The following is a 22,177-nucleotide window of genomic DNA, read 5'->3' as shown; positions in this document are numbered from 1 at the left end:
GCTCAGTCCTCCCTGAAAACATGATTGAGCTGATCCGTCAGCGGCTTGACGAGGTAGGAAATCACCCGCCTTTCCGCCGCTGGCATCAATACCTCTGCCGGCATTCCCGGATAAAGCTTCAGGCCTCCCAGCCCCTCTAAGCTCTTTGTCTCCGGCCTGATCCGAACCGCATAAAACGGCTGCCCCGTTCTCTGATCAGTCAGCACATCCGGCGAAACGGACACGATTTCGCCGTTCACCTTTGGTGTGGTCGTGCGGTCAAATGCGGTAAAATGCAGCTCGGCTTTCTGGCCCGGCTCCACCTGGTCGATGTTGCGCGGTGAAATCTTTGCTTCCACCATCAGGCCATCGTCGCGTGGTGCAACGAGCATCAAGGTTTCTCCCGGCTGGACAACACCGCCAACGGTATGCAACGCCAGCTCGAAGATGCGGCCACTGACCGGCGAACGAATATCCAGCCGTCCGAACTGTTCGATCACCTCGATACGTCGCGCTTCCATCTCAGCGATCTTCGCCTCGGTCTCGGCGAGATCCTTGGCGTTTTCCCCGCGCCGGTTCTCATCGAGCTGGAGAATTTGCAGCTCTACTTCGCTGATGCGGCCCTCGGCCTGAGCTCTAGATGCCAGCCTTTCGCCAAGATTTCCCTGCAGTTCGGCACGGCGTTGCTTGAGTGATGTCAGGCGTTGCAATGTGACAAGCTGTTGCCGATACAGCCCTTCGACAGAGGAAAACTCCTCATCGACCGCTGCAATCGACGCCTTCAAGGCATCGATCTGCACGTTTTCACCATTGATCTCGTCGGCAAGCTGTCCTTTGCGTTCGCCGAGTTGCCGCTTCATGCCTTCAAGGCCATCCCGCCTTGTTTCAAGCAGATTGCGCTCCAGCAAGACAAGCTGACCATAGGCGGGTCTGGCCAACCCTTTCTGTGCAAGAAAATCGGGCTCGAAGGTCTCCCCGCCGGCAAGCTCTGCTTTGAGCCTGGCAGCACGCACCAGAAACTGCACCAGCGCATTTTCTATGATCGCCAGGTTTGCCTCGACAGTCGTACGACTGAGGCGCAACAGCACATCTCCAGCAGCAACCTCACTTCCTTCGTGCACCAGTAGTTCCGAAACTGTCCCGCCGCTCAGGTGCTGCACTTTTTTGACGTTATTCTCGATGACGATGAAACCCTGACCGTTGACGGCTCCCGCCAGCTTCGTCGTTGCCGCCCAGCCACCAACGCCACCGAACAGTGCAAGGCCGAGCCCGATGACAATGGCGATGTGACGGCGGATGGAACGCCGCCAGAAGGCGGCTGAAAGCTCTTCGCTCATCGCCGCATCTCCAGCTTGCCTGTTGCCCCGACAACTTTCAGAATTTTTCCGGCGTGGGCCGCCGGTTCCCGACGAACAACCTGCCCCATGATAGCTTCACGCGGGCCAATGGCTGCCATCTTGCCCTCGTTCATGACCAGAACCGTGTCCGCTTGTGCGAGAATGCCGGGCCTGTGGGTGATCACCACGGCAATTCCCCCACGCGCCTTGATGCCGTTGATGGCACGAGACAGCGCCTCTTCCCCTTCGGCATCGAGATTGGCATTCGGTTCATCGAGAACGACAAGGAATGGCTCGCCAAACAGCGCGCGCGCAAGAGCGATGCGCTGGCGCTGACCGGCAGAAAGCACCGGAAACAGCGGATCGATCTGCGTGTCGTATCCGTCAGGCAATTGCAGAATGAGATCGTGCACACCCGCCGCGCGTGCCGCTGCAATGACCTCTGCAGACGAAATCTCCTTGCGGAAGCGGGCAATATTCTGAGCTATGGTCCCCCCGAACAGCCCGACCTCTTGCGGGAGATAACCCATGTGGCGACCAAACCGGTCAACGTCCCACTGATCGATCGTTGCTCCGTCAAAACGCAGGGTTCCAGCGCAGATTGGCCAGATACCAAGCAGCAGACGGGCAAGCACGGTTTTGCCGGAACCGCTGTGGCCGATAACCCCGAGAACCATCCCCGCAGTCAACGAAAAACCGATATCGGATATGACAGGCTTTTCGGCACCTGGTGGAGCGCCTGAGACAGCTTCAAGCGCGACGGTGCGTGATGGCAACGGCAACTCCGTGGCGTTCGACTGGTCCGCGACATCCCCAACGACGATTTTGAGGCGAAGCCAACTGTGCCTTGCAGCAGCAAAACTCCGCCAATGAACAATGGCCGATTCAACCGGTGCCAGCGCTCGTGACGTCAGGATCGATGACGCAAGAATAATGCCACCAGATGCATCACCCCCGATGACAAGAACTGCCCCGGTCGCCAGAACCCCAGACTGCAGGGCAACACGGAAGATTTTGGTCATTGTCGCGTAGCCATTGGCAACGTCTGCATGGCGTGTCCCAGACCGACGAAACGCCGCATTGTAAATGGCCCACCGCTCCGCGACGTCGGCCGTCATGCCCATGGCCTTGAACACCCCGAAATTCAGACGGACAGAATCGGAAAAGGCCCGACGCATCGTTGTCAGCGCTGCCAGGTCACGCTGCGATTGCTGCAGACCGACATGCGCAAGTGCCGTCAGCACCATCAACACCACCACACCTGCCAGCGCCACATAACCGATGACCGGATGCAGCAGAAAGCAGATGGCGAGATAGACAGGTAGCCACGGAAGATCAAAGAGCGCCGATGGACCGGGCCCAGAGAGAAAACCACGCACAGTATCAAGATCGTCGCTTGCCGAAACCAGTTCCGGCTTGCCACACACAAGCAGCGATCGGCGGTAAAGCACCTGATCCAGCGTGACTTCAAACAGACCGCCGAGACGCGACAGCATTCGGCTTCTGACGATTTCGAACGCCCCCTGGCATACGAACAATAGTCCGGCCAGCAGCGACAGTGCAATCAGCGACTCGATGCTGCCGCTCGGGATGATGCGGTCATAGACCTGCAACATGAAAAACGGGCTCGTCAGGTACAGCAGATTGATGAAACCGCTGACAATGGCAACGACCACAAACCCGCTCCTGCACCGGGCAAACGCCTGATGCAGGAGCGGGGTGCGGGCATGTCCCCCACCCGTCTGACGATAAAACGCGCCGTCTTTGGGCATACTCATTCGCCTGCTCTGTTATTACACGAAATTCTACAGTGGCCGGTGCGTCGCAAGCAGAGCCGCATGAAAGCGTCAGCCCAAAGCCAGGCGCGCTCATGCCATTGTCAGCACCACGCCATTCTCAGTTGGCGGGATGGGGCTCATCATCGAGAGTGCTGTCCGGGACCATGTTGAGATCGAAGACTGGCAGGTCCGCTTCGACGGAAATGATGTCGAGGAGCGTGTCTGCGGTAAAGGCTTTCGGCACGACAGCCAAGTTCCGCTCGGAACTGCGCTGACGGGTGACGACAATCGTGCTTTCTTTTGCAGCACCGTTGTAAAGGGACAAGACCTCACCTTCGCTCGGCGCAATGCTGGCCATCGGCACCAAATGGCGTACGAAACCGTTGCGTATGATATCGATTTTGCCTGACGATATCGCCCAGTTCTCCCAATATCCCTCAGGGACGCGCAACGCGATCATGGCGTTGCTGCGCAAGGTGACTGTGAACACCGAGAGATCACCCTGATCACTCAGTAGTCGCACCTTGCCCCAGCCATAAAGCTGTTCGCGTGTGGCACGCGATTCCGGCATCTTGTTCTGCTTCAGCAGATTGACGGCATCCTTGACCTTCTGGGCCTGCGACATCCTGGCGACCAGTACCGCATCGTCATCGTCGATTACGATCAGGTCTTCCAGCCCGATCAGCACAACCTTCCTGCCACCGCGGGCATAGGCAAGCGTGTTGCTGGAGCCAATCGACACCACCGGTCCGGACAAGGCATTGCCGTTTTCGTCCTTGTTGCGATCGATTTCATGCAGGGCCGAAAGAGAACCAATATCGGACCAACCGATACCCTCGCACCGCACAACCGCGCCACGCGCAGTCCTCTCCATGATCGCCGTATCGACCGGAACATCCGCAGGGGCTGCACGGAACGCCAATTCTTCGAGCATCACGGCCGGTACATCGGCGAACATATCGACGGTGGCTTTTTCAAACGCCTCCTCAGCCGCCTGCAGGGTTTCGGGCGCATGCCGCGCCAACTCTTCCAGCATGACGCCAGCCCGGAACATGAAGATCCCGGCGTTCCAGCAGAACCCTTCCTCGACGTAACGTTTTGCATTCTCGAGCGAAGGTTTTTCCAGAAAATCTCCGGCGCTGATGGCGTACCCTCTGACCTCACCGTCAATTTCGAGCGCCTCACCAGGACGTATGTAACCAAAACCCGTCTCCGGATGCTCCGGTTTGATACCGAAAGTCACGATGCGGTCGGCAAAACGTGCGACAGGCAAGGCGGCTGCCACTGTCTTGTTGAACAATGCAGGTTCCGCGATGATGTGGTCGGAAGGAGCCACGAGCAGCACGGCATTGCTTCCTGCCGCATCCATCCGTGAAATGGTGACCGTCAGCGCCGCGATCGCTGCCGCAGTGCCCTGCATCGACGGTTCGACGATAAGCCCATCAACGGCAAATCCACCGCTGGAGACCTGCTCTTCCGCATGAACCAATGTGTCACGTGCACACATCAGCCACGGCAGACTGTAACCAGGCACAGCGAAACGGCGCAGCGCCTGCTGGAAAAAGCTGTCCTGCCCGTCACCACCCAGCGTGAGAAACTGCTTCGGTTTATTCGAGCGGGACAGAGGCCAAAGCCGCGTGCCGGAACCGCCGATCATGATGGCAGGAACGATCCGAATATTTTCCTCTGAAACAGCGGTCAAAACCTGACGCATGTCGCTTCCTCATAACTCATAAAATATATTTTATAAAAATGGGAGGCCTGACGGCCTCACCAGCAAAGGCCGTGATAAACGATCTGGCCACTTCTGTTGGGCACTTCGACGCGTGCCAGATCCACGACCACCAGCGGTTTACCCGCCGCTTCGATCGCGCCCGTCAGACCAGCATATTTGTGACCGACCACGACGATATCAGCATTATCAATGACATCATTGATTGATGGACGTACACGCGGGGCAATATGGCGAAGATAGTTGCGGCCTTCACTTTCATCTTGAACAACATTTGGATCAAAGATCGAGACGTCTTTGCCGTTGCCAATGAAGTTCTCGACAAGGCTTAGCATCGGGCTCTCCCGCATATCATCGGTATCGGTCTTGAAGGTGATACCGATAAAGCCAATACGATCCTTGCGCGCGTCATTGATCAGCTGCTTGGCGCGATCAATCTGGACCTGGTTTGCCGCCTTTGCGGCATCGAGCATCGGCGTAGCAACATTCATCCGGCGTCCGAAGGCTGAGAGCGCACGCAAGTCCTTCGGCAGGCATGAGCCGCCATAGGCAAATCCAGGCTTCATGTACGCCTTGGAAATATTCAGATGCGTATCGGCACAGACAACATCCATGACGACATGACTGTCGATGCCTTTTGCCTTGCAGAGATTACCAACCTCGTTGGCGAAGCTGATTTTCACCGCATGCCAGCAGTTGTTGACGTATTTGACAATTTCGGCGCTGCGCATGGGAATGACATGCGGGACAACGCTGATATGCGCGACCATTGCCTTGAGAACATCGATCGAGCGCGTATCGTCGCCGTATTGACCGAAAACAATGGCGCCTGGCTTGTAATAATCCGCGATCGCCGAGCTCTCACGCAGGAATTCAGGATAATAGGCAACGCCGAAATCCACCCCGGCAATCTTTCCAGATGCTTCCTCAAGCGCCGGAATGACAATTTCCTCCATCGTTCCAGGGAGAATTGTCGAACGCATGACAACAACGTGGAATTCGGTCTTGCGGCGCAAGGCACGGCCGATCTCGACCGAAACCTGACGAACGTAGTCTGTGTTCAGCGTGCCGTCGAGAAGGCTGGGTGTGCCGACGCAGCAGAGCGACACGTTTGTGTTTTCGACAGCGTCTTCCGCCGAGGTCGTCGCCGTCAGCATGCCGTTCAGATTGGCTTTTTCCAGAAACTCGGCAAGGTCGGGCTCGATAATCGGCGCCTCGCCACGGGCAAGGCACGAAACCTTGAAGCTATCGGGATCAACCGCCACAACACGGAAACCGTCGTTGCTCAGACATGCGGCTGAAACACAGCCCACATAACCGGCCCCGAAAACACTGACCCTAAGACCCATTGCACTGACGTTAATATCAATTTTGGTCATATGAACCCCCGAAAGCGGCTAAGCAGGACACTCAAAAACTTGAAAAAAATTCTGCGAATTCAAAAGGCAAACCCCTTCCAGCATGGAAAGAGGTAAAGCTCGAAAGGCATGGCAAGATCGGGCCCGATGAGGCCGCAGCATGTGAAATTATATTTTCTGAGGCGCCTGTCCGAACTCCAGGGAGAAAACGGCGACAGGCGCAAGAGCGTAAAAATGTATCTTAAGCTGCACGAAACACGGCATCTGCCTAAAAACCGGCAATAGCCCAATTCAAAAAATATACATGCAAAGCAAAAATCACGGGCGACAAACGCAAACTCTTATCGATGCCCAATTAATTACAAATATATTAAACAGGAAGCGATTATTACAGTCAATTAATATTTGAAAAGAAATACAAAAACTTTACGAAACTTAAACAATACTTCAAACAATTTCACGGGCCGTTGCTTTCAGGCATCACCCGGTCGGTAGCATTAACCCGACGTTTCCTTCGATTTGCTTCAATGTTCACCTACCGTCGTCGGGAAGTGAGCCGTGTTGCGTTTTGCGTTGATTGCCTTTTCTGCATCCTTTCTGTTCAGCTTGCCCATGCTGGGCGTTGACAATGATTCAGCTCGAAGCGTTGCAGTCGACAAAACCTTGAATGACAGCGCGGCACCTCAAAGGCTCCCCACCGTCCAGGTGAAACTGGAAAGATCCGGAGGTACTGCGATCGCGAGCGGTGCAAAGGCCAGGGAAATGAGCTGTGGTGTCGCCATTTCTCAAATTGAAACGCCGCCCAGAAAAATTGCAACGATATCGAAATATCGCACGACCGAGCTGACCGGAGACGCTGAAGGTGAAAACGTCTCGCACATCGCCGTATTCAAGCCGATCTGGCGCTCCATTCTTGAGCTTGAAAGCATCGAAACACGCTTTGGAACTGACTGCGCGATGCGCGTTCTGTCTCAATGGGCCACGTCGCAAGCGCTGACCGATGCCATGACCGCTGATGCCAATCTGACACGCGGGCGTGTGCTCGCCGAGATATCCGGATTGATCGCAGCCTGGGATGTTACCGCTGATCGCGAAAAGCAAGACGTTGTTGTTCAATGGCTGAGCCGGATGGCGGACGACACGATGCTGTTTTTCGACAACGAGGCCGGGCCCAAGAGTGCCCGCAACAATCATCGTTATTGGGCAGCGCTTGCTCTTGCCTCCATTGGCAGCCTGAGTGGGGACCAAGCCAAGATCGAGTGGGCGCGCCAGTCCTATCGCATCGGAGTCTGCCAGGTAACGGAAGACGGGACCCTGCCACTTGAAATGCAACGGGGCGCTCTCGCCCGCAATTACCATCTCTACGCATTTCGTCCCTTGGCCGGCACATATGTCGCCTTGCGAAAAATTGGCCAGCCGCTCGATGACATCTGCTCCGGATCGCTGCAGAGACTGGAAAATGCGACGTTGAATGGTATCGATGATGCCGCGTTGTTTGAGGCTGCGACGACAAAACACCAAACCGAGCCGCCACGCGAGGAGACCTATCCAAGCCATTTGCGGCTGGAAACGCTGACACGCAAACTGCGGGAAGGATGACGCGACCACCATCATCGTCGTTTACCTTGTCATGCTGTCAAGCGAGATGAGAGCGGAGCGGGCCAGCAGATATCCGCCATCCGCCGACTTCGTCAGCCAATATTTGGCCTGCCCGATATCTTTGACGACGCCGGTTGCCTGGGCATACATCAGGCCGAGCAGATATTGTGCTTCGCTGTCTCCTTGTGTGGCAGCCAGTTTTCGATAGGCCGCAGCCTTTTCAAGTGAAGGGCTGGTGCCGCGCCCCACAAAATAAGCCTCGGAAACGGCGCGAATGGCATCCATGTTACCCCTGTCGGCATAGGGCTCGAGGATTTTCAGGATAGCGTCGTGCATGGTCACAGGTACACCTGACCGGTTCAGTGCCTTGGCCAGAAAAGGAACGGCCTTTTCGTCACCTGCCCTGGCGGCTTCCGCGAACATGTCGACACCTTTCTGGATATCCGCCGGGTCGTTGCTGTTCCAAAGCGTACGGGCAATCTTGCCCTCCTCGGACACCGGACTGCTCTGCGGTGCAGTGGCGATAATGGCCTGCGCCTTTTCCCGTGCCGCCAGGCTGAAGCGCGTGTCGGAAAGTTTGTTGGCCGCCGAAAGGCTTCTTTTCGGTGCAAGATCGATTGCCGAGAGCAGAAGCTGTTCGCTGCGCGCCGTCGCATCGGGATCTGTGCTTTGCATCAGCAGAGATGCGGTTTCGATATATCGCCCTGCACGACGTTCCGGCTGCAACCTGTCCAACATGGCAATTGCCTCGTTCACATCCCGCGTCACGCCGCGCCCTTCCAGCAAGGCGAGAGAGGTTTCTTCAATGCCACGCAGATTGCCGACCAATGCAGCCCACCTGTACCACTTGTAGGCAAGTGCATCATTTTTAGGAATATCAGTGCCGAGTTGCTGCATGCGCGCCCACGCCACGACACAGCTGGACGAGCCGCGCATCGCCTCCTTCGCCAAGAGGTTCATGACCTTTCCAGCATTCGGCCCAAACGAATAATCGTTGTTGACAATCCCTTTGGCCAGAAGGCGTACGGCCTCGCGATTTCTGGGTGCCGCGGCCATCAGCAAGGAAAACCCGAGATCAGCATTGCGAAGGTCGCGACGAGGATCACTCAGAGCAGCCGTGGCAATTTCCAGTTGCTTCGCAAGCGGGAGTTTTTTCGCAGCCTCAAGCGAAGGCAGCCGCACCGTCTGCGCAGGCTGTGGATTAGCCACCACTGCAGCACGTGCGGTTGGAACAGGCACGTTGCTTGCTTTTCCCGCGGCCATGGCCACCGTCGCGACCGGCAAAACCGTAATCAAGGCCAATATGACAGAAGGTTTCATCGAACGATCCTTTCTCCGGCATCCGGGTGCGTGCGGAGGTTGTGCTATTGGGTGATGGTGGCGGCCTTGCCCAGCCACCGTTCCGCTTCCTGCGGATCAGGCGGGACGCCATAACCAATCTGCAATGCGATGGCGTAAGGTTCGAAAGCCTTGGGGTAACCTGAGATCGCCGCCCGTGCGAGCCATCCAGTGCTATCCGCCGCAGAGAGCGGAAAACCGCTTGTGCCGGTTGCGAAGGCATCGGCAACCATGACCATGGCAGCACCGTCGCCGGTTTCGGCAGCTTTCGTCATCCACACTCTGGCTTTATCGGAATAAGCACCGTCCTCTTTCGCCATGATCGAAAGGACACGCGCCAGAGCCTGAATCGCATTGCCGGAACCACCCTTTGCGGCATCCTCAAGGGCTGGCAATGCTTCAACGACGATTGGATTGGTGGATGTTTCTGGCGCCTCGTCTCCCACCAATTGCTCCACAAGGGTCTTCAAGGCTCCATCGTCTCCGGCACGAACCGCAGCGAGCAACCATTGTGTCGCTTTACCCGGGTCGGCATGGGGCGAGAGAAGGAACATCCGGCCGGACTCACGCATGGCCTCCACCTTGCCGGCCTCGGCAGATTTGACCATCGTGGTCAGCGCCAGTTCCGGGTTGAGAACACCGCGTTTGTTGTCGTTCAGAAGGTTGGCGAGCTGATAAAGCGTGCTCGCATCGTCCGTCTCTGAGGCGAGAGCCCGATCGACCAGTTCTCGCGTCTGCCTGGCGTAATTCGCATCGCGCGATATCGCATCGGCCAAAGCAACTTCGTCCTTCGCGCTGCACAGCGGCTGTTTCAAGGCGAGGTCAAACATGGTGCGGCGAGACTTCTGGTCACCCGCACGTTCGGCGGTCTTCAGTATAGCTCGGATGTCACCGTCATCCACCGCCTGCCCTAGCCAGACATCCGCCGTTCTGCCACCGCCTTTTTTGGCATCGACACCGAGATCGGCGAGCTGGATCATGGAGGCAGTATGCCCCAGACGCGCAGCCTCAACGAGAAGTTTGATCCCTTCGTCCGGTTGAGGCGCAAGACCTGCCGCACCCTTCAGATAAAGCTTGGCGAGGTCATAACGAACCGAGGTGTCGCCACTCGACAGGCCATCCTTCAGAAGATCAACAGCTGCCTTCACATTTGTCTTGTCAGCATTTTCAGAAGAAAGCTGAAGTCTGGCCAACAGAACGAGCGCCTGACCACGAGCCTGGCCTGCTGCCAATGCTTTTTCGTACCACTGGCCGGCTTCACGCGTATCGATATTGGTACCAACGCCATCGCGGTATGCCAGTGACAAAAGCACCATCGCGCGCCGGTCGCCGAGCGCGGCCGCACGACGAATATTGCGGAAGTACATCAGTTTTCCGTCATCACCGGCTTGCTCCGTGAGGGCCTGCTTGGCGACAGCGATCAGGCTGGGACGATTCCCCCCAGCGGCCGCTCTTTCCTGCCAACGGCGTCCAATGTCAGCATTACGCTCAACACCAATGCCGCAGCTATAGGCGTCTGACAGCGTTGCCATAGCCTCGCTCAAGCCGTTATTGGCGGCACGCCTCAATATTGCGATCGGATTGACGCTTTTTGAAATGTTGTGCGAGCTGTCGACCATCAACTGGTAGAGCTCAAGAGCGGCGGTATCAGACCCCAAAGCCACGGCACGTGTGAGATAATCCACGGCCTTTTCGGTGTTGCGTGCCGTTCCCGTACCACTGGCATAGGCACTGCCCAATTGCTTCAGGACATCGGTATCGACAACGGGATTGCGCGCGGCCTGTTCGAGGTAGCCAACCATGGCGGCGTAGTTCGGTTTTCCACCAAAATCCCCATGCGAAATCTGCGCGAGAAGCTCGAAGGCTCTGACATTGCCGCGCTCGGCTTCCTGTTTCAGCGCCTGTGTCGCCTTCGGCAGTGCATCCTTGAGGTCGAGATTCGCCAGCAGCAGACGGGCGAGCGAAATACGGCTACCCGCGTGTCCCCTCGCAGCGGCCGTTTCCAGCAATTCCACCGCCTTGTTGCGGTCCACAGGCACACCATCGCCAATCATGTAGCGTTGCGACAGGCGTTCAACCGCGACGAAATTCCCCGCTTTTGCTGCGGCCATCAACCATTTTGCGGAAAGCTGCGGATTGAAGAGACCGAATTCTTCATTGGCATAGATGCCGGAAAACAGGGTGAGAACGTCGCACTCACCGGCACCAAGCGACTGACTAAGCTTGTCGATCGCCTGATTGAAGAGCAGTTGCGGCGCCTCTTCCGAGGGCGCCAATTCTGGATTGTTTCGATAAAGTCTGGCGAGCAGCAAGGCTGCATCCGGGTCACCGTTCTGAGCGCCCATCTTGAGGTATTTTTCACCCTTCAGCTTGTCCTGCGGCACCACTTCACCCGTGGCGTAAAGCCGTCCCAGGAAGGTCGCGCCTTCCATAAAGCCACGCGCTATCGCCTCGTCCTGCAGCGCCAGGCCACGGCCGAGATCAGGCGACCCGGATGTTGCATCGAACATCAGACGACCCAAAGTGTGCGAAGCGCGGCCCGCCAGTTCATAATTGGCGTTTTTCAGATATTCGAGCATGCGGCGTGCAAGTACCTTGTCGCGCGGCGCGTTACCGGTCCCACCGATGTAGGCCTGTGCGTCCAGCAACATGTCGTCGAGATTGCTCTTTACCGGCCCACCGTCCCATTTGCTCCAGTCGTAGGAAAGGTTGCGCTGCTGCGCTCTGACCTTGCAGATCGGCGCGTAATCAAAATCGGGGCTTGGCATGAGCCCGTCCTGCAACGGCAAGGCCACCTGCGCCTGCGCGGGCTGCACGGCAAAAACGGCCGCAGCAATCAACAGCCCTGCGCTGAGCACTTTCTTTCGGTGCCGGCTGAACAGGAACGCTTTTCCGATTTTGAATGTTGCCATGGACCTGACCCCTCTCATCTTCCGACCTTCGTTCAGGCTTTCGCCGCAACGGATGTGAGAACGATATCGTTCGGCCCGCTGCCCAGAACAAAGATGGACGTAACGGAACGACGTTTCAGCGTTGTCTTTTCGAACGTTTTGGCAATCGCCCCGGCAATCTCGACATTCAAATCGATGGCAACGGCGTTAACCTCCAGCGAGATACCGCTCATCGGTGACACGGCCTTGATAACGGGCGAGCGTTTGGCGAGCGCGGTCAGCGAAACCGGTGCGTCAGTCAGATTGTAAAGCGCAAGTGCGCACTTCGCCGGATCGGCCGTAAAGGCATCGGCAACCACCACCGGCTCTTTTCCGCCAGCACCAGAAAGGATGGTCAGGTATTGCCCTTGCCCGACCGGAAGCGCCATGGACTGCCCTTTGACCAACAGGGTATAATCTCCAGGCGCGCGCGCGACATAGTCGGAGATGCCGCTTGCGGATACTTTGAAAGGCTTCTCGCCGATTGTTGCCGTGGCGACGGCAGCAGGATCGGACGCAGCGATACGCACAAAGCTCCAGTCTTTCGGAATATCCGCGTCATAAATGCCGGCATCGTCGCCGGCAGCAAAGGCAGACGGGCTGACTGCGAGCGTGCCGGAAACGGCAGCAACTAGATGAATGAAACGGCGGCGATCCGCGTTGAAAACAATCTCAACCGAAAACATCTTCTTCAGCCCTGCTTTTTGACAAATTGGTCGGGAACGCGGCAAAGACGGGCTGTCACCGTGACATCGCCGAAATTCCCGTTGACGGAAACGCCGGTAATGGGTGTCGGAAACTCGTCATTCAGCATCAGGTAAAACGTGCCGTCATCGACAAAGCGGGGAAAACCGCCAAGTGTGAGAGTGTCTTCATCGCCATCGCGATACCGCACCGTCACCGTCATCTGGTTCAAACCGGCCTGCGACGCAGCGAACTCCAGATAGGCGTCTCCGTAGTGGTCTGCCTTCAGGTCTTCCGCACCAAGCAGCACGGTTTCGCCGGCGATCTTCTTCGGCCGCGAACTCTCGATGGTGTCCTTGCCTTCGCAGGAACCGTAAACTGCCGCCAGCAATTGCCGTGATGCCTGAAACATCGTCTGATCCACGGCGTAGTAGGACGGAGCTTCCCAGACGATCAGCGGCGTGGGCTTTTCATGAAAGCTTTTAGAAAACAGCAACGTCGCGAGAGACGAAATGAACTGCGCGCCGTTTTCAGCGTAGTTGGTGAAATCCAATCCCGTTTCCTGCGCCAGAAAACCCGCGAAATTGAATTCAGGTGTTGCGCTGAAGGAGGAGCCGACAAGCGCCACCGGTTCGGAAGTTTCAGCAGCATTGCCCAGGAGATCGCTGGCATCATCAGCGGATCGGGTCGTCTGCCAGACTGTTTCCTTCTCGGGCTCGACAGCATTGCCACACAGGGCCTGAATCTCATGGCCCATCGGCGCGATATAATCGAGACTGCCGATTGCTTTGGTCTCGAAATTGTATGTCGAGAGCGACGGATATTCCGGCAGCTTTTTTATCGTTTCGGCAGCGGCGATAGCGGCCAGATGCGCACCTGTTGACGTCCAGTGATGGTCGCGCGCAAAAAAGAAATTACCGCGGGCCTGATGATCGTCGATTGCCTTGAGAACGTCGACAGTGGTTATGCCGTATTTTTGCAGTTGCGCGACATAATGCCGAAACTCCTGCTCCGCAACAGGGGCATTATAGCGGGACTGGATCTCATCACTGTCATCAAGTTTGGATTGTTGTACGATACCGCGGGATGGAAGCGGCAGGAAAACGAGTTCCGTTCCCTTGACGCGCAAGGCATCGGAAATGGCGCGCAGAGAGACCATCGTTTCCGACGTTCTGACGAAGAACTCCTCGAAATCCGTATTGGTGCGGAAAAATACGCCATCGCGGCCTTCGGCCAGATTGAACGCGGTTTTCTTGTTACCGATGTCAGGGCAAACCATGCCAGCAAAGGCAGGTGTTGCGGTGACGACAAATAGCGCACTCGCAAAACCCAGGATCGCCAGGCTCATCTCACCCATGTCGTGACGATCATGGAATTTACGGCTCGTCGTTTTCATCGACCACCTCCATTTTTGGAACTTCGAAATGGGGATCGGCTGCCGCCATCTTCACCAGAATTTTATTCGCCTGATTGTGTTTGAGTGCCTGCGCACGCTTCAGCCAGATGAGACCTTCCGCCTGAAGTGCTGGGGAATTGTCGGCACGAAGCGTAAGCGCCGTCTGGAACATCGCAGAAGGGTTGTTGGCGGCTGCCGCCCGCGCCAGCCATTCATTCGCCTTTTCAGCGTCTCGATCCACGCCCTGCCCCGACTTGTACGCCTCGTAGAGCCGATACATGGCAAGCGGCCCTTCCTCGGTACGGGTAGCTGCGGCCTTTTCCAGCCAGGCAATACCCGCCTCGCCGTCGTGCGGCACACCAAAACCGGACAGAAGCGACAGTCCGACGTCAATCATCGCCGCAGCGTCGCCGCGCTTTGCACCCTTGTAGTTGAAGGCGAAGGCAGCCTCCGGATCGATCGGCGCCGCAAACCCCGAGCTTTCCAGAGCGGCTAGGTCATGCCAGGCCCGATCAAACCCGGCATCGGCCGACGCCTGCAGGTTTGCTCTCGCCAGCTCTCTGTCCTGCGGCACGCCCGCTCCCCAGAGGTAGGCAAGGCCGAGTTCTCGTTGAGCTGAACGACTGCCCGCATCGCTTGCCGTTTGCAGGTATGCGGCGGCCCGCGCCTTGTCGATCTTGACACCCATGCCCTCCGCAAACATGCGGGCGAGCTTCAGATTGATCGACGGATTTTTCGGCTGCAAAGCAAGGACACGATCATAATAGCCCAAAGCGCGCTGCGGATCGGCAGGCGTATGAACGCCATCCAGCAGCAGATCAGCCATCATTATCGTGGCTTCGATATCGCCATAAGCAATACCTGTTTCCAGCACACCCCGGGCTTCATCGATGTTCCGCTCGCTTTTTTCACCATCAAGATATGTCGAGGCCAGCATGGATGCCGCTCCCGGATATCCCGCACCCGCCATCTCCTTCGCAAGATTGACACCACGCAGGTTCAAGAGAGGGTCCGGCGATTTCAACAGGGCCGCAGCCAGCAGGAGGCGATCAGCAGGTAGCAGGTCTGGTACGTTTGCGGCGAGTTCCAGGAACTCCTTGGCTTTGGCGCTCTCGCCGTCTTGCACGGAGAGAACATCATGGAGATCGATTGCCGCAGAGAAGTTTCCGGCGCGTGCTGCAGTTTCAAGAAGCGGAATGGCCTCTGCCAAACGGCCATTGGTCTTGAGAAAACGCGCCATCTCAACCGAAGCTTCGACATTGCCTTTGTCGACCGCCCGTTGAAAAATGGCGTAGGCTTTTTCAAAGGCATCCGGGCCACCGATGCGCATATGCAGATTTGCAAGCTCTATAAGCCCATCCGTTCTGCCCTTCGTTGCCGCTCTTTCCAACAGTTCCGTCGCCTTGCTGACATCAACAGGAACGATCTGCCCTTCCGCATAAAGCTTGCCGAGCTTTAGCATCGCCGCATCGCTTCCTAGGGCATCGGCCTTTTCCAGCCATCCCAAGGAGAGAGCTTTCTGCTCGGCGTTGGGGGAAAGAAGTGCCGCGTCTGCCAATCGGTTCAGCACACGAACGGAAGGACGAACAGCAAGCGCCTTTGAGTACCATGCCATGGCATCATCGACATCAACTGCCTGCCCGACACCGTGGAGGCTGAAATCACCCCGCAACACGATTGCGTTGATGCTGCCTGCGGCAGCGGTTGCCGCAAGCCCGTTGCGCGCCGTCGTCAGCCGCTCGTCTGTCCTCAGCTCCGGCTTTTCGAGAAGCAATTGCGCAAACTGGACCGTTCCGTCCTTGGATTGGCGCCCAACCGTCAGTCCGAAAACATCGAGCGCCTTGCGTGCATCGGCAATCACACCGTCCCCGTCACGAAACATGGTGCCGATGCGCATCAGCGTGTCGACATCGCGCGTCTCACCACCCATGACCTGAGAGAACAGATCATCAGAAAGCTTTTGGCGATTTTCCAACGTGTTCTGGAGCTGAACCGAGAAGTAAAGGACAGCCTTGGCATCCTTGATGCCGGCGAGACGCCGCATCCACTTGTCGAATGTGGCCTGGTCAATATTGATATCGCCGCTTTCGGTGAAGTCCTTGACCAGTTCTTGCGCTGCTTCAACATCGCCCGTCTCAGCCGCCTGATCGAGATAACGTGCTGCCTCCGCGGGATTGAAGAGGCTGCCCACGGAATCCATCTGCAGACGTGCAATCCAGAAGATCGATCGCTTGTGACCGAGCTCAGCTGCTTTTTGATACCAGTCGAGCGCCGCCCTCAATGCCGCATCGGAACTCGCGGTTTCGCGATAATAGGTCGCAAGGTCATAAGCGGCCCGCGCATCGCCGGAGGCTGCGCGCCGTTCGAGCAGCCCGATACCGAAACGAGCCATGGATTGAGCCTCTGTCTCAGGCGTACCAGCTAGGCCTGCAAGTTCGAATGCAGCGGCGCCATAACCGAGCCGCAGCGCCATTTGCAACCGGGCCTTCGCCTCGGGCGCATTCATCTGGCGCTCCACCATCGTTCGCCCGGCAATGTAGGCGGCCTCAGCCACCCCGGAACGCCCGGCTTGTTCCAGGAGCGACAGGGCCCTGTTGATATCGAACGATCCTCCCTCTCCTGCAAGCAGCATCTTTGCCAAGGTCAGCTTGGTTTCGGGCTGGTGCGGACCAGGAATCGTCAACGCGGCTTCGAGCACCGTCCGGGCTTTACCAAAATCCGAAACGAGCAGGGGGTTCTGCGGATCAACAGGCACACCGGCCCTGAGCAGACGCGCATAATCCAGCATTCCCTGACCGTCGCTGCGCTGCGACAGCGCGGTGGCAATCTCAATGAGTTTTCCCGGCGCTTCCGGCTCCGCAGCCGATGCTGGGACAACAGAGAACAGAGCCGTTCCGGCCAAAAGGGCGAGGGTAAGAAAGTGACGATTCTTCATCAGTTCCCCCAGAAACATGTGGCATTGCCGCCAACAAATTCATCGATCAATGGACGCTCTGGCGCGGCATCCTTCTGCAGGAGAGCAACCGCGCGCTGCATGGAAATGTTTTCAGCCGGTACGGCAGCCAGAGCCTCAAGGAATGCAAGGTAGTGTCGGCCATTGCCGCGATTTTCGAGGAAACCGACATCCTGATGAAGATAATCGCGGCTTGGACCGGGAATGTAGTTCTCCGCTGCATAAGCGTTGACGAGAACCGGGTCGTTTATGCCGTTGAGCCAGTAACCGAAGATCGTCCAGATCGACCGTTTGACGGGATTGGCATCGCTGGATGTTTTCACATAGAGGTTTTCGCCACGACCGCGGGCAACCTCCGCCATCACCACCATGCTCGTCAGAGACTGGCGCATATACCAGAGTGCCCGCGCACCCCGGCGCGTTTCAAGCGGCAGACCGCCATTGCTGCGCGCCTCATCGAGAATGGAAAGAAAGCGAGACTTGCCTTTCTCATAGAGACCTTCGTCCCGAATGATACCACCCCATGTCATCAGTACGCTGTCTGCCAGATACCGATGGTTGTTGATGTCCACGTCACCATTGAATGTCTGGTCGACGCGACGAACCAGCGGATCGAGCCACGTCTGAATTTTCGTGCGCTCCAGTTCCGGCAGATCATCGCGAATAATCGAAAAAGCGGTAATGGTCGGCAACAGGGAACGCTTCAGCGCATAATAGGCGTCATGCCCGACTTCCGTTTTTTCAAAGGCACCGCGGTCAGCCCAGCTGTTCAGAATCGTGCGCAACATCTTGGTGGACGCAGCATCCCCGCCAAGCGAACGTCCGGACAAAACCATCAGAGCCCAGGCGAACTGGGACCCGGCACGATCGCTGCCATAACCGGCCGTGGGACGAAACCCTTCGACGATTTCCAGATCGAGCCACTTCGGATCTGCCTTGATAGCGAGGCATTGTTTGCGCAACCGGCCCGAACCATCGGCGGCGATTGCTGCCTTGCGGGCCGCAACGTCGAACAGACCGTCATAGGCCGGAGCAGCAGCGGCAGCCGAAGTGACGGTGAGAACAACAGCAAGGGCAGTCCCAGCACCGCTTTTTAGCATCGTCTTTGCGCCTGGAAGCCTGGAAAAGACTCTCATCAGCTTCGCCCTCCCGTCCCGTTGAAGTTTTCGTACTGAACGGAGTTTGAAACATTGGTGCAGGTATCGGTCAGCGCGTCCTCGGCAAAGATTGCCGATTGGCCATCACCATCGAAGAAGCCGGCATCGCGGAACCGGCAATGATAGGCCTCAGGTCGTTTCGGGCGGCACACCGTCGAGGTTATCAACACACTCTCACGCTCGTTGAAGCGCAACATGTGTCCTTCCATGGCCCTGCCATCGCCATCGATCAGCCGACCAACCTGGTTGAGGTAATCATTGCCGGAAAGGCTGAAACCGGAGACACCGTCCACTTTGATACCACCGCCATTGCCATGAATGCGGTTACCACTGGCTGCAAATGTCGTCAGAGGCAGATAGGGATCGAACTCAAAGTCACGCAAGGCATTTGCCGGTGATGCGCGCAGGTTGCTGATATAACCGTGGATGGCGTCCTGCGCGTTGTTTTCCAGAACGTTTTCATGAACGCCAACTTCCCAGCTATTGCGGATTTTGATGCCAGCGCGCTTGTTATCGAAGAAGCGGTTGCCAACGGCCAGATTGCAACTGCTTTCGAAGAAAGTCAGGCCATCCTGCTTGTTGTCGAAAGCGGCATTGGCATAGATGAAGTTATCGACGCTGTCGCGGTCGACCATGAAACCCGAGCCGGTGTTGGTATGGGATATATTTCCAACGATCCAGGAATAATTGACCTCACGCGAAACGATGATGCCGTGTTTGGCTTTGGTGTCGTACGTGGTGTTAAGGGCGATCAGAAGCCGGTGCGACCGGTCGTGCGGGTCGATCGCGTAAAGCACGTTATCGCGATATTCATTGCCCACCAGGCTGACTTCGTCCGCCTCATAGGAATAGAACCCATACTCGAAATTGTGGAAGAAGTTGTCCGCAACGATACCCGTCGGCGCACGTGGTTCGCTTATCTGCTGTGCCACCGTTTTAGGGCCTGCGGAAAAGGCCAGCCCGAACGACTTGGGCGCAGCATAACCGAGCGAATCGAGCACGGAACCACCGATCATCAGCCGTGAATTGCTCCAGCCGATGATGTAGGGTCGGAAGACGTGGCGTTTTTCCTTGTCAGAATACCGTGGTGTTCCGGTCGCTTCGTCCCATGACGTAACGGTCGTGTCCTGAACATAAAGCGTTCCAGCCACGGAGATGAAACTGCCGGCCGTCGCCGAAAGACGGTACGTGGCTGCTTCCTGCCCGGACAGGATCAGCGTAGCGCCCTCTGCCACCAGAACAGGAGCGCGCAATGTCACGATGTCATTTTCACGGGTCACCAGCGGGAAGCCGCTACTTTTATCAAGTTCGCTGGCAAGGCTGCCAAGCGTATAGACACCGCTCTGGATCACAATGATGCGTGGATAAGGAATTCCCTGCGCTTCGGCAGCAAAGGACAGCCCGGTATTGCCGGCAGCCAGATCTTCCATGAACTTGTCGCTATAGGGACTGAGATTGGCAAGCGTGACAGCAGCGTGGCCGGGTTGCGGCAAGGGCATGCCCTCACGCACGGTTTTTACGCTGACGGAAATGTCGGGATAGGTGTAGCCTTCTGGAAGGCTCATCTTGCCATCTTGTCGAGCAAGGGTCAGTCGTCCGTCGCTGAAGGCCGCAGCCGGTGCGATTGGCGCCGATCCCTCTGGTTTCGGTGCCTGCTGCATGACCCGGTAGTCAACCGGGGATCCTTTGCCCCAGCCGAGGTTTCGCACGTCCAGGGAGCGGAAATTGGCTTCAGCAATGGACCGCGCCGTACGGACGCGAAGCATGTGATCCTTTATCGTCGCGGCCTGGACCGACGCAAACTTCAGCATCGCTGGATTGGCAGCAGCCGCGACCAGAACCTCAGCCTTGAGCGCCTCGTCACCATTTGCACCGGTGAATGAGGCAAGATAGGTGAGAGCCCCGTCACCGGCCCCCTCCAGCGCTGCACGTTTGCCGATCATGCCGGCGGCCCGTGCCTTGATTTTTTCATCGTCAATGCGGTCGACCAACTGCTTTGCAGCATCGGTTTTTCGCGCGTCGGTCAAAGCCTCGACAATTTTAAGATAACCCTTGTCGCGGTTATCTTTTTTGTCTTCACCGGCAGCGACCTTGACCGCCTCGCCAACCAGTACATCGAAATCGCTTGCTTTGTTGTCGTTGGCGACCGAAGCGAGCCGTAACAGTGCCTCTATCCGGAATTCCGTGTCCTGAATGGACAAGGCGACTGACTTGGCGTCGTCCATTTCGCCGTTTTTGGCGAGTGTGCGGGCCAGCTCAGACTGGACGCGCCCCTTGTCACGACTGTTTACGATGATTTCGATTGCATTCTTGCCAGCTTCGATGTCGCCTTCACGCACCTTTACGCGGGCAATACCCGAAACAGCCTTGTCGCGGTCATTGCCGCCCTGGAGATAGGGAAGCAAATTCTCCGCATCTTTGATCTTGTCGGCGTCCGCCAGGCTTTTGGCGAGATTGGCAAGCGTATTGCCACCATCGCGCACTGTCCGCAGTTCCGGCACCAACGCCACGGCATCATCCAGTCGTTCGAGACTGATCGCGCTTTCTGCCGCTGCCACAACCGCAACACCCCGCTCGGCGCCAGACAGGCGCGCAAGAACGGAATTTCCATTGGCGTAAGAAGCATCTGCCATCTTCGTCAGATCGTTTTTGGCGAAAACGGTTGCAAGCGTAAAATCAAGCTCGGCACGCAACGCGCTTTCCGGCAGATATTCCGCCAGTTTCGCCGCATCGAGCCCACGCCCGGCCTCAATGCGCTGCTTGACGATCTTCTCGATCAGATCTTCCTGATCGCTGTTGTCCGCAAGGCTGGTCGCCAGCACCGGCATCCATTCGAGTTTGCCTTCCTTCAACGCCAGATCAGCGACGTTACCGACAGCCTTCTTGCGCGCTTCGGAATCTTCAGGGTTGATTGCAAGCGCCCACAGCAATGCTGTTTCCAGATCGCCTTTCTTCAGCGCGTTGGCACTCTGAGCCAGAATACTCTCTGCGGCGGCCGCACTGACGGGCTTGCCTTCGATCTGCTTGCCTGCAAGGAGACGCAAAGCCAGATCATAGCGGGCATAGCCGCGCATACGCGTCGGCCACATGCGCGAGATAGCCTTGTCGGCGATGGCGGACGACAGATTGGGATCAATGATCGTCGCGGTCTGCGCCAAGGTATTCAACGCCGCATTTTTCGCCGTCTCGTCCTTGATGGACACCACACGGTCGGCCGCTTTTTCCACCAGGCTGATGGCGCTGGATTTGTCGCCCGCCGCAACGATAGCCGCATATCCACTGAGAGCGGCAACCTGCAGTTCGGGCAGGGAAAGAGCATCAATCAGCTCCATCATGCGGACCCGCATCTCGGTTCTCTGTTGCGGATCGGCAATGCGGCCCGCCATCTGCTGCTGCAATGCGGAGATACTGGCGGAAACCAGGCTGTCGGCATCGATGCCACCGGAGGCAAGCGTGTTCAACGCGGTTTTCGCCTCAGCGGCGTCTGCCGCCGCCCAGGATTTCAGCTGGGCCAGGCCAGCACGTGCCGCGTCGAGAAACGACAGGCGCTGCCTGGCATCTGACGCACCATCGGCCTTCAGCACGTTTGCTGAAATGTCAGACAGGACGGTATCGACTTTACCTGCCGCCGGGGGCTGCGGTGCCGCAGCCTGTTGGGCAAAAGCAACCGACGAAACAGCAGACCAGTCGCCGGCCGGAAACACGAGGCAGACCGACAACGCCAATGCGCGCAATGATCCCTGTACTACCGCCACATTCGGTAGCCACTGGCAGTGGGGACGTGATGAGCGGGTGATGTCGCGTGTCATCATTTTTCCTTCGTCAGGTCAATGTCGTAAAGCGGCTCGATACTTGCGTGCAGAGAATTTGAGGCAGGCAACAGAAGTCCCATCAGAGACATCGACCTTGTCCTGCCCATGAACTTCCTGCGATTGG

General features: G+C 57.2%; 12 protein-coding genes. 1 reads left to right on the top strand and 11 read right to left on the bottom strand.

The genetic code is table 11. The annotated features are described in order from the left end of the window. Positions 1 to 2 precede the first annotated feature (2 nt). From ACIQT8_RS09455 to ACIQT8_RS09440, 4 genes are all read right to left on the bottom strand, one after another. Positions 3 to 1,316 carry an HlyD family type I secretion periplasmic adaptor subunit gene (locus tag ACIQT8_RS09455; RefSeq protein WP_400964882.1) on the bottom strand — a complete coding sequence of 438 codons (1,314 nt, stop codon included), beginning with the start codon at positions 1,314 to 1,316 and terminating at the stop codon, positions 3 to 5. Further along, a complete protein-coding gene (locus tag ACIQT8_RS09450) occupies positions 1,313 to 3,088 on the bottom strand; it encodes a type I secretion system permease/ATPase (protein ID WP_400965388.1) in 1,776 nt (591 codons plus the stop codon). The genes ACIQT8_RS09455 and ACIQT8_RS09450 overlap by 4 nt, the downstream gene beginning before the upstream one ends. 124 nt (positions 3,089 to 3,212) lie before the next feature. Further along, on the bottom strand, positions 3,213 to 4,808 hold the full coding sequence (locus ACIQT8_RS09445) for a mannose-1-phosphate guanylyltransferase (RefSeq protein ID WP_400964881.1): 1,596 nt from the start codon (positions 4,806 to 4,808) through the stop codon (positions 3,213 to 3,215). Between the two features lie 56 nt (positions 4,809 to 4,864). Next, on the bottom strand, positions 4,865 to 6,205 hold the full coding sequence (locus ACIQT8_RS09440) for a nucleotide sugar dehydrogenase (RefSeq protein ID WP_138791359.1): 1,341 nt from the start codon (positions 6,203 to 6,205) through the stop codon (positions 4,865 to 4,867). 741 nt (positions 6,206 to 6,946) lie between these two features. On the opposite strand from ACIQT8_RS09440, the gene ACIQT8_RS09435 reads away from it, so the two are divergent. After that, positions 6,947 to 7,783, top strand: a complete 837-nt coding sequence (locus ACIQT8_RS09435; protein ID WP_400964880.1) for an alginate lyase family protein — start codon at positions 6,947 to 6,949, stop codon at positions 7,781 to 7,783. 21 nt (positions 7,784 to 7,804) lie between these two features. On the opposite strand, the gene ACIQT8_RS09430 is transcribed toward ACIQT8_RS09435, so the two are convergent. Genes ACIQT8_RS09430 through ACIQT8_RS09400 form a run of 7 tightly spaced genes read right to left on the bottom strand, consistent with a single transcriptional unit; the run spans position 7,805 to position 22,053 of the window. Continuing rightward, positions 7,805 to 9,103, bottom strand: coding sequence for a sel1 repeat family protein (locus ACIQT8_RS09430; RefSeq protein ID WP_400964879.1), 1,299 nt, complete (start codon positions 9,101 to 9,103; stop codon positions 7,805 to 7,807). 44 nt (positions 9,104 to 9,147) lie between these two features. Next, positions 9,148 to 12,033: a tetratricopeptide repeat protein gene (locus ACIQT8_RS09425; RefSeq protein ID WP_400964878.1), complete on the bottom strand. Its 2,886-nt coding sequence runs from the start codon at positions 12,031 to 12,033 to the stop codon at positions 9,148 to 9,150. A 32-nt stretch (positions 12,034 to 12,065) separates the two neighbouring features. Then, a complete protein-coding gene (locus ACIQT8_RS09420; RefSeq protein ID WP_400964877.1) occupies positions 12,066 to 12,737 on the bottom strand; it encodes an alginate O-acetyltransferase AlgF in 672 nt (223 codons plus the stop codon). Between the two features lie 5 nt (positions 12,738 to 12,742). Continuing rightward, complete coding sequence (locus ACIQT8_RS09415; RefSeq protein WP_400964876.1) at positions 12,743 to 14,131, bottom strand: alginate O-acetyltransferase; 1,389 nt, start codon at positions 14,129 to 14,131, stop codon at positions 12,743 to 12,745. Beyond that, entirely contained in the window at positions 14,112 to 17,066 is a 2,955-nt protein-coding gene (locus ACIQT8_RS09410; protein WP_400964875.1) for a tetratricopeptide repeat protein, read from the bottom strand. The genes ACIQT8_RS09415 and ACIQT8_RS09410 overlap by 20 nt, the downstream gene beginning before the upstream one ends. Then, positions 17,066 to 18,220 (bottom strand): alginate lyase family protein, encoded by a 1,155-nt coding sequence (locus ACIQT8_RS09405; RefSeq protein ID WP_400964874.1) that lies wholly within the window; start codon positions 18,218 to 18,220, stop codon positions 17,066 to 17,068. Before ACIQT8_RS09405 ends, ACIQT8_RS09410 begins: the two co-directional genes overlap by 1 nt. Continuing rightward, on the bottom strand, positions 18,220 to 22,053 hold the full coding sequence (locus tag ACIQT8_RS09400) for a right-handed parallel beta-helix repeat-containing protein (protein ID WP_400964873.1): 3,834 nt from the start codon (positions 22,051 to 22,053) through the stop codon (positions 18,220 to 18,222). Before ACIQT8_RS09400 ends, ACIQT8_RS09405 begins: the two co-directional genes overlap by 1 nt. Between the last annotated feature and the right edge of the window lie 124 nt (positions 22,054 to 22,177).

Source organism: Agrobacterium sp. NPDC090273 (assembly GCF_044772305.1).
In the GTDB taxonomy this organism is placed as follows: domain Bacteria; phylum Pseudomonadota; class Alphaproteobacteria; order Rhizobiales; family Rhizobiaceae; genus Agrobacterium.
Note: the sequence above shows the minus strand (reverse complement) of the source record. Positions and strands in the feature narration are given on the sequence as shown.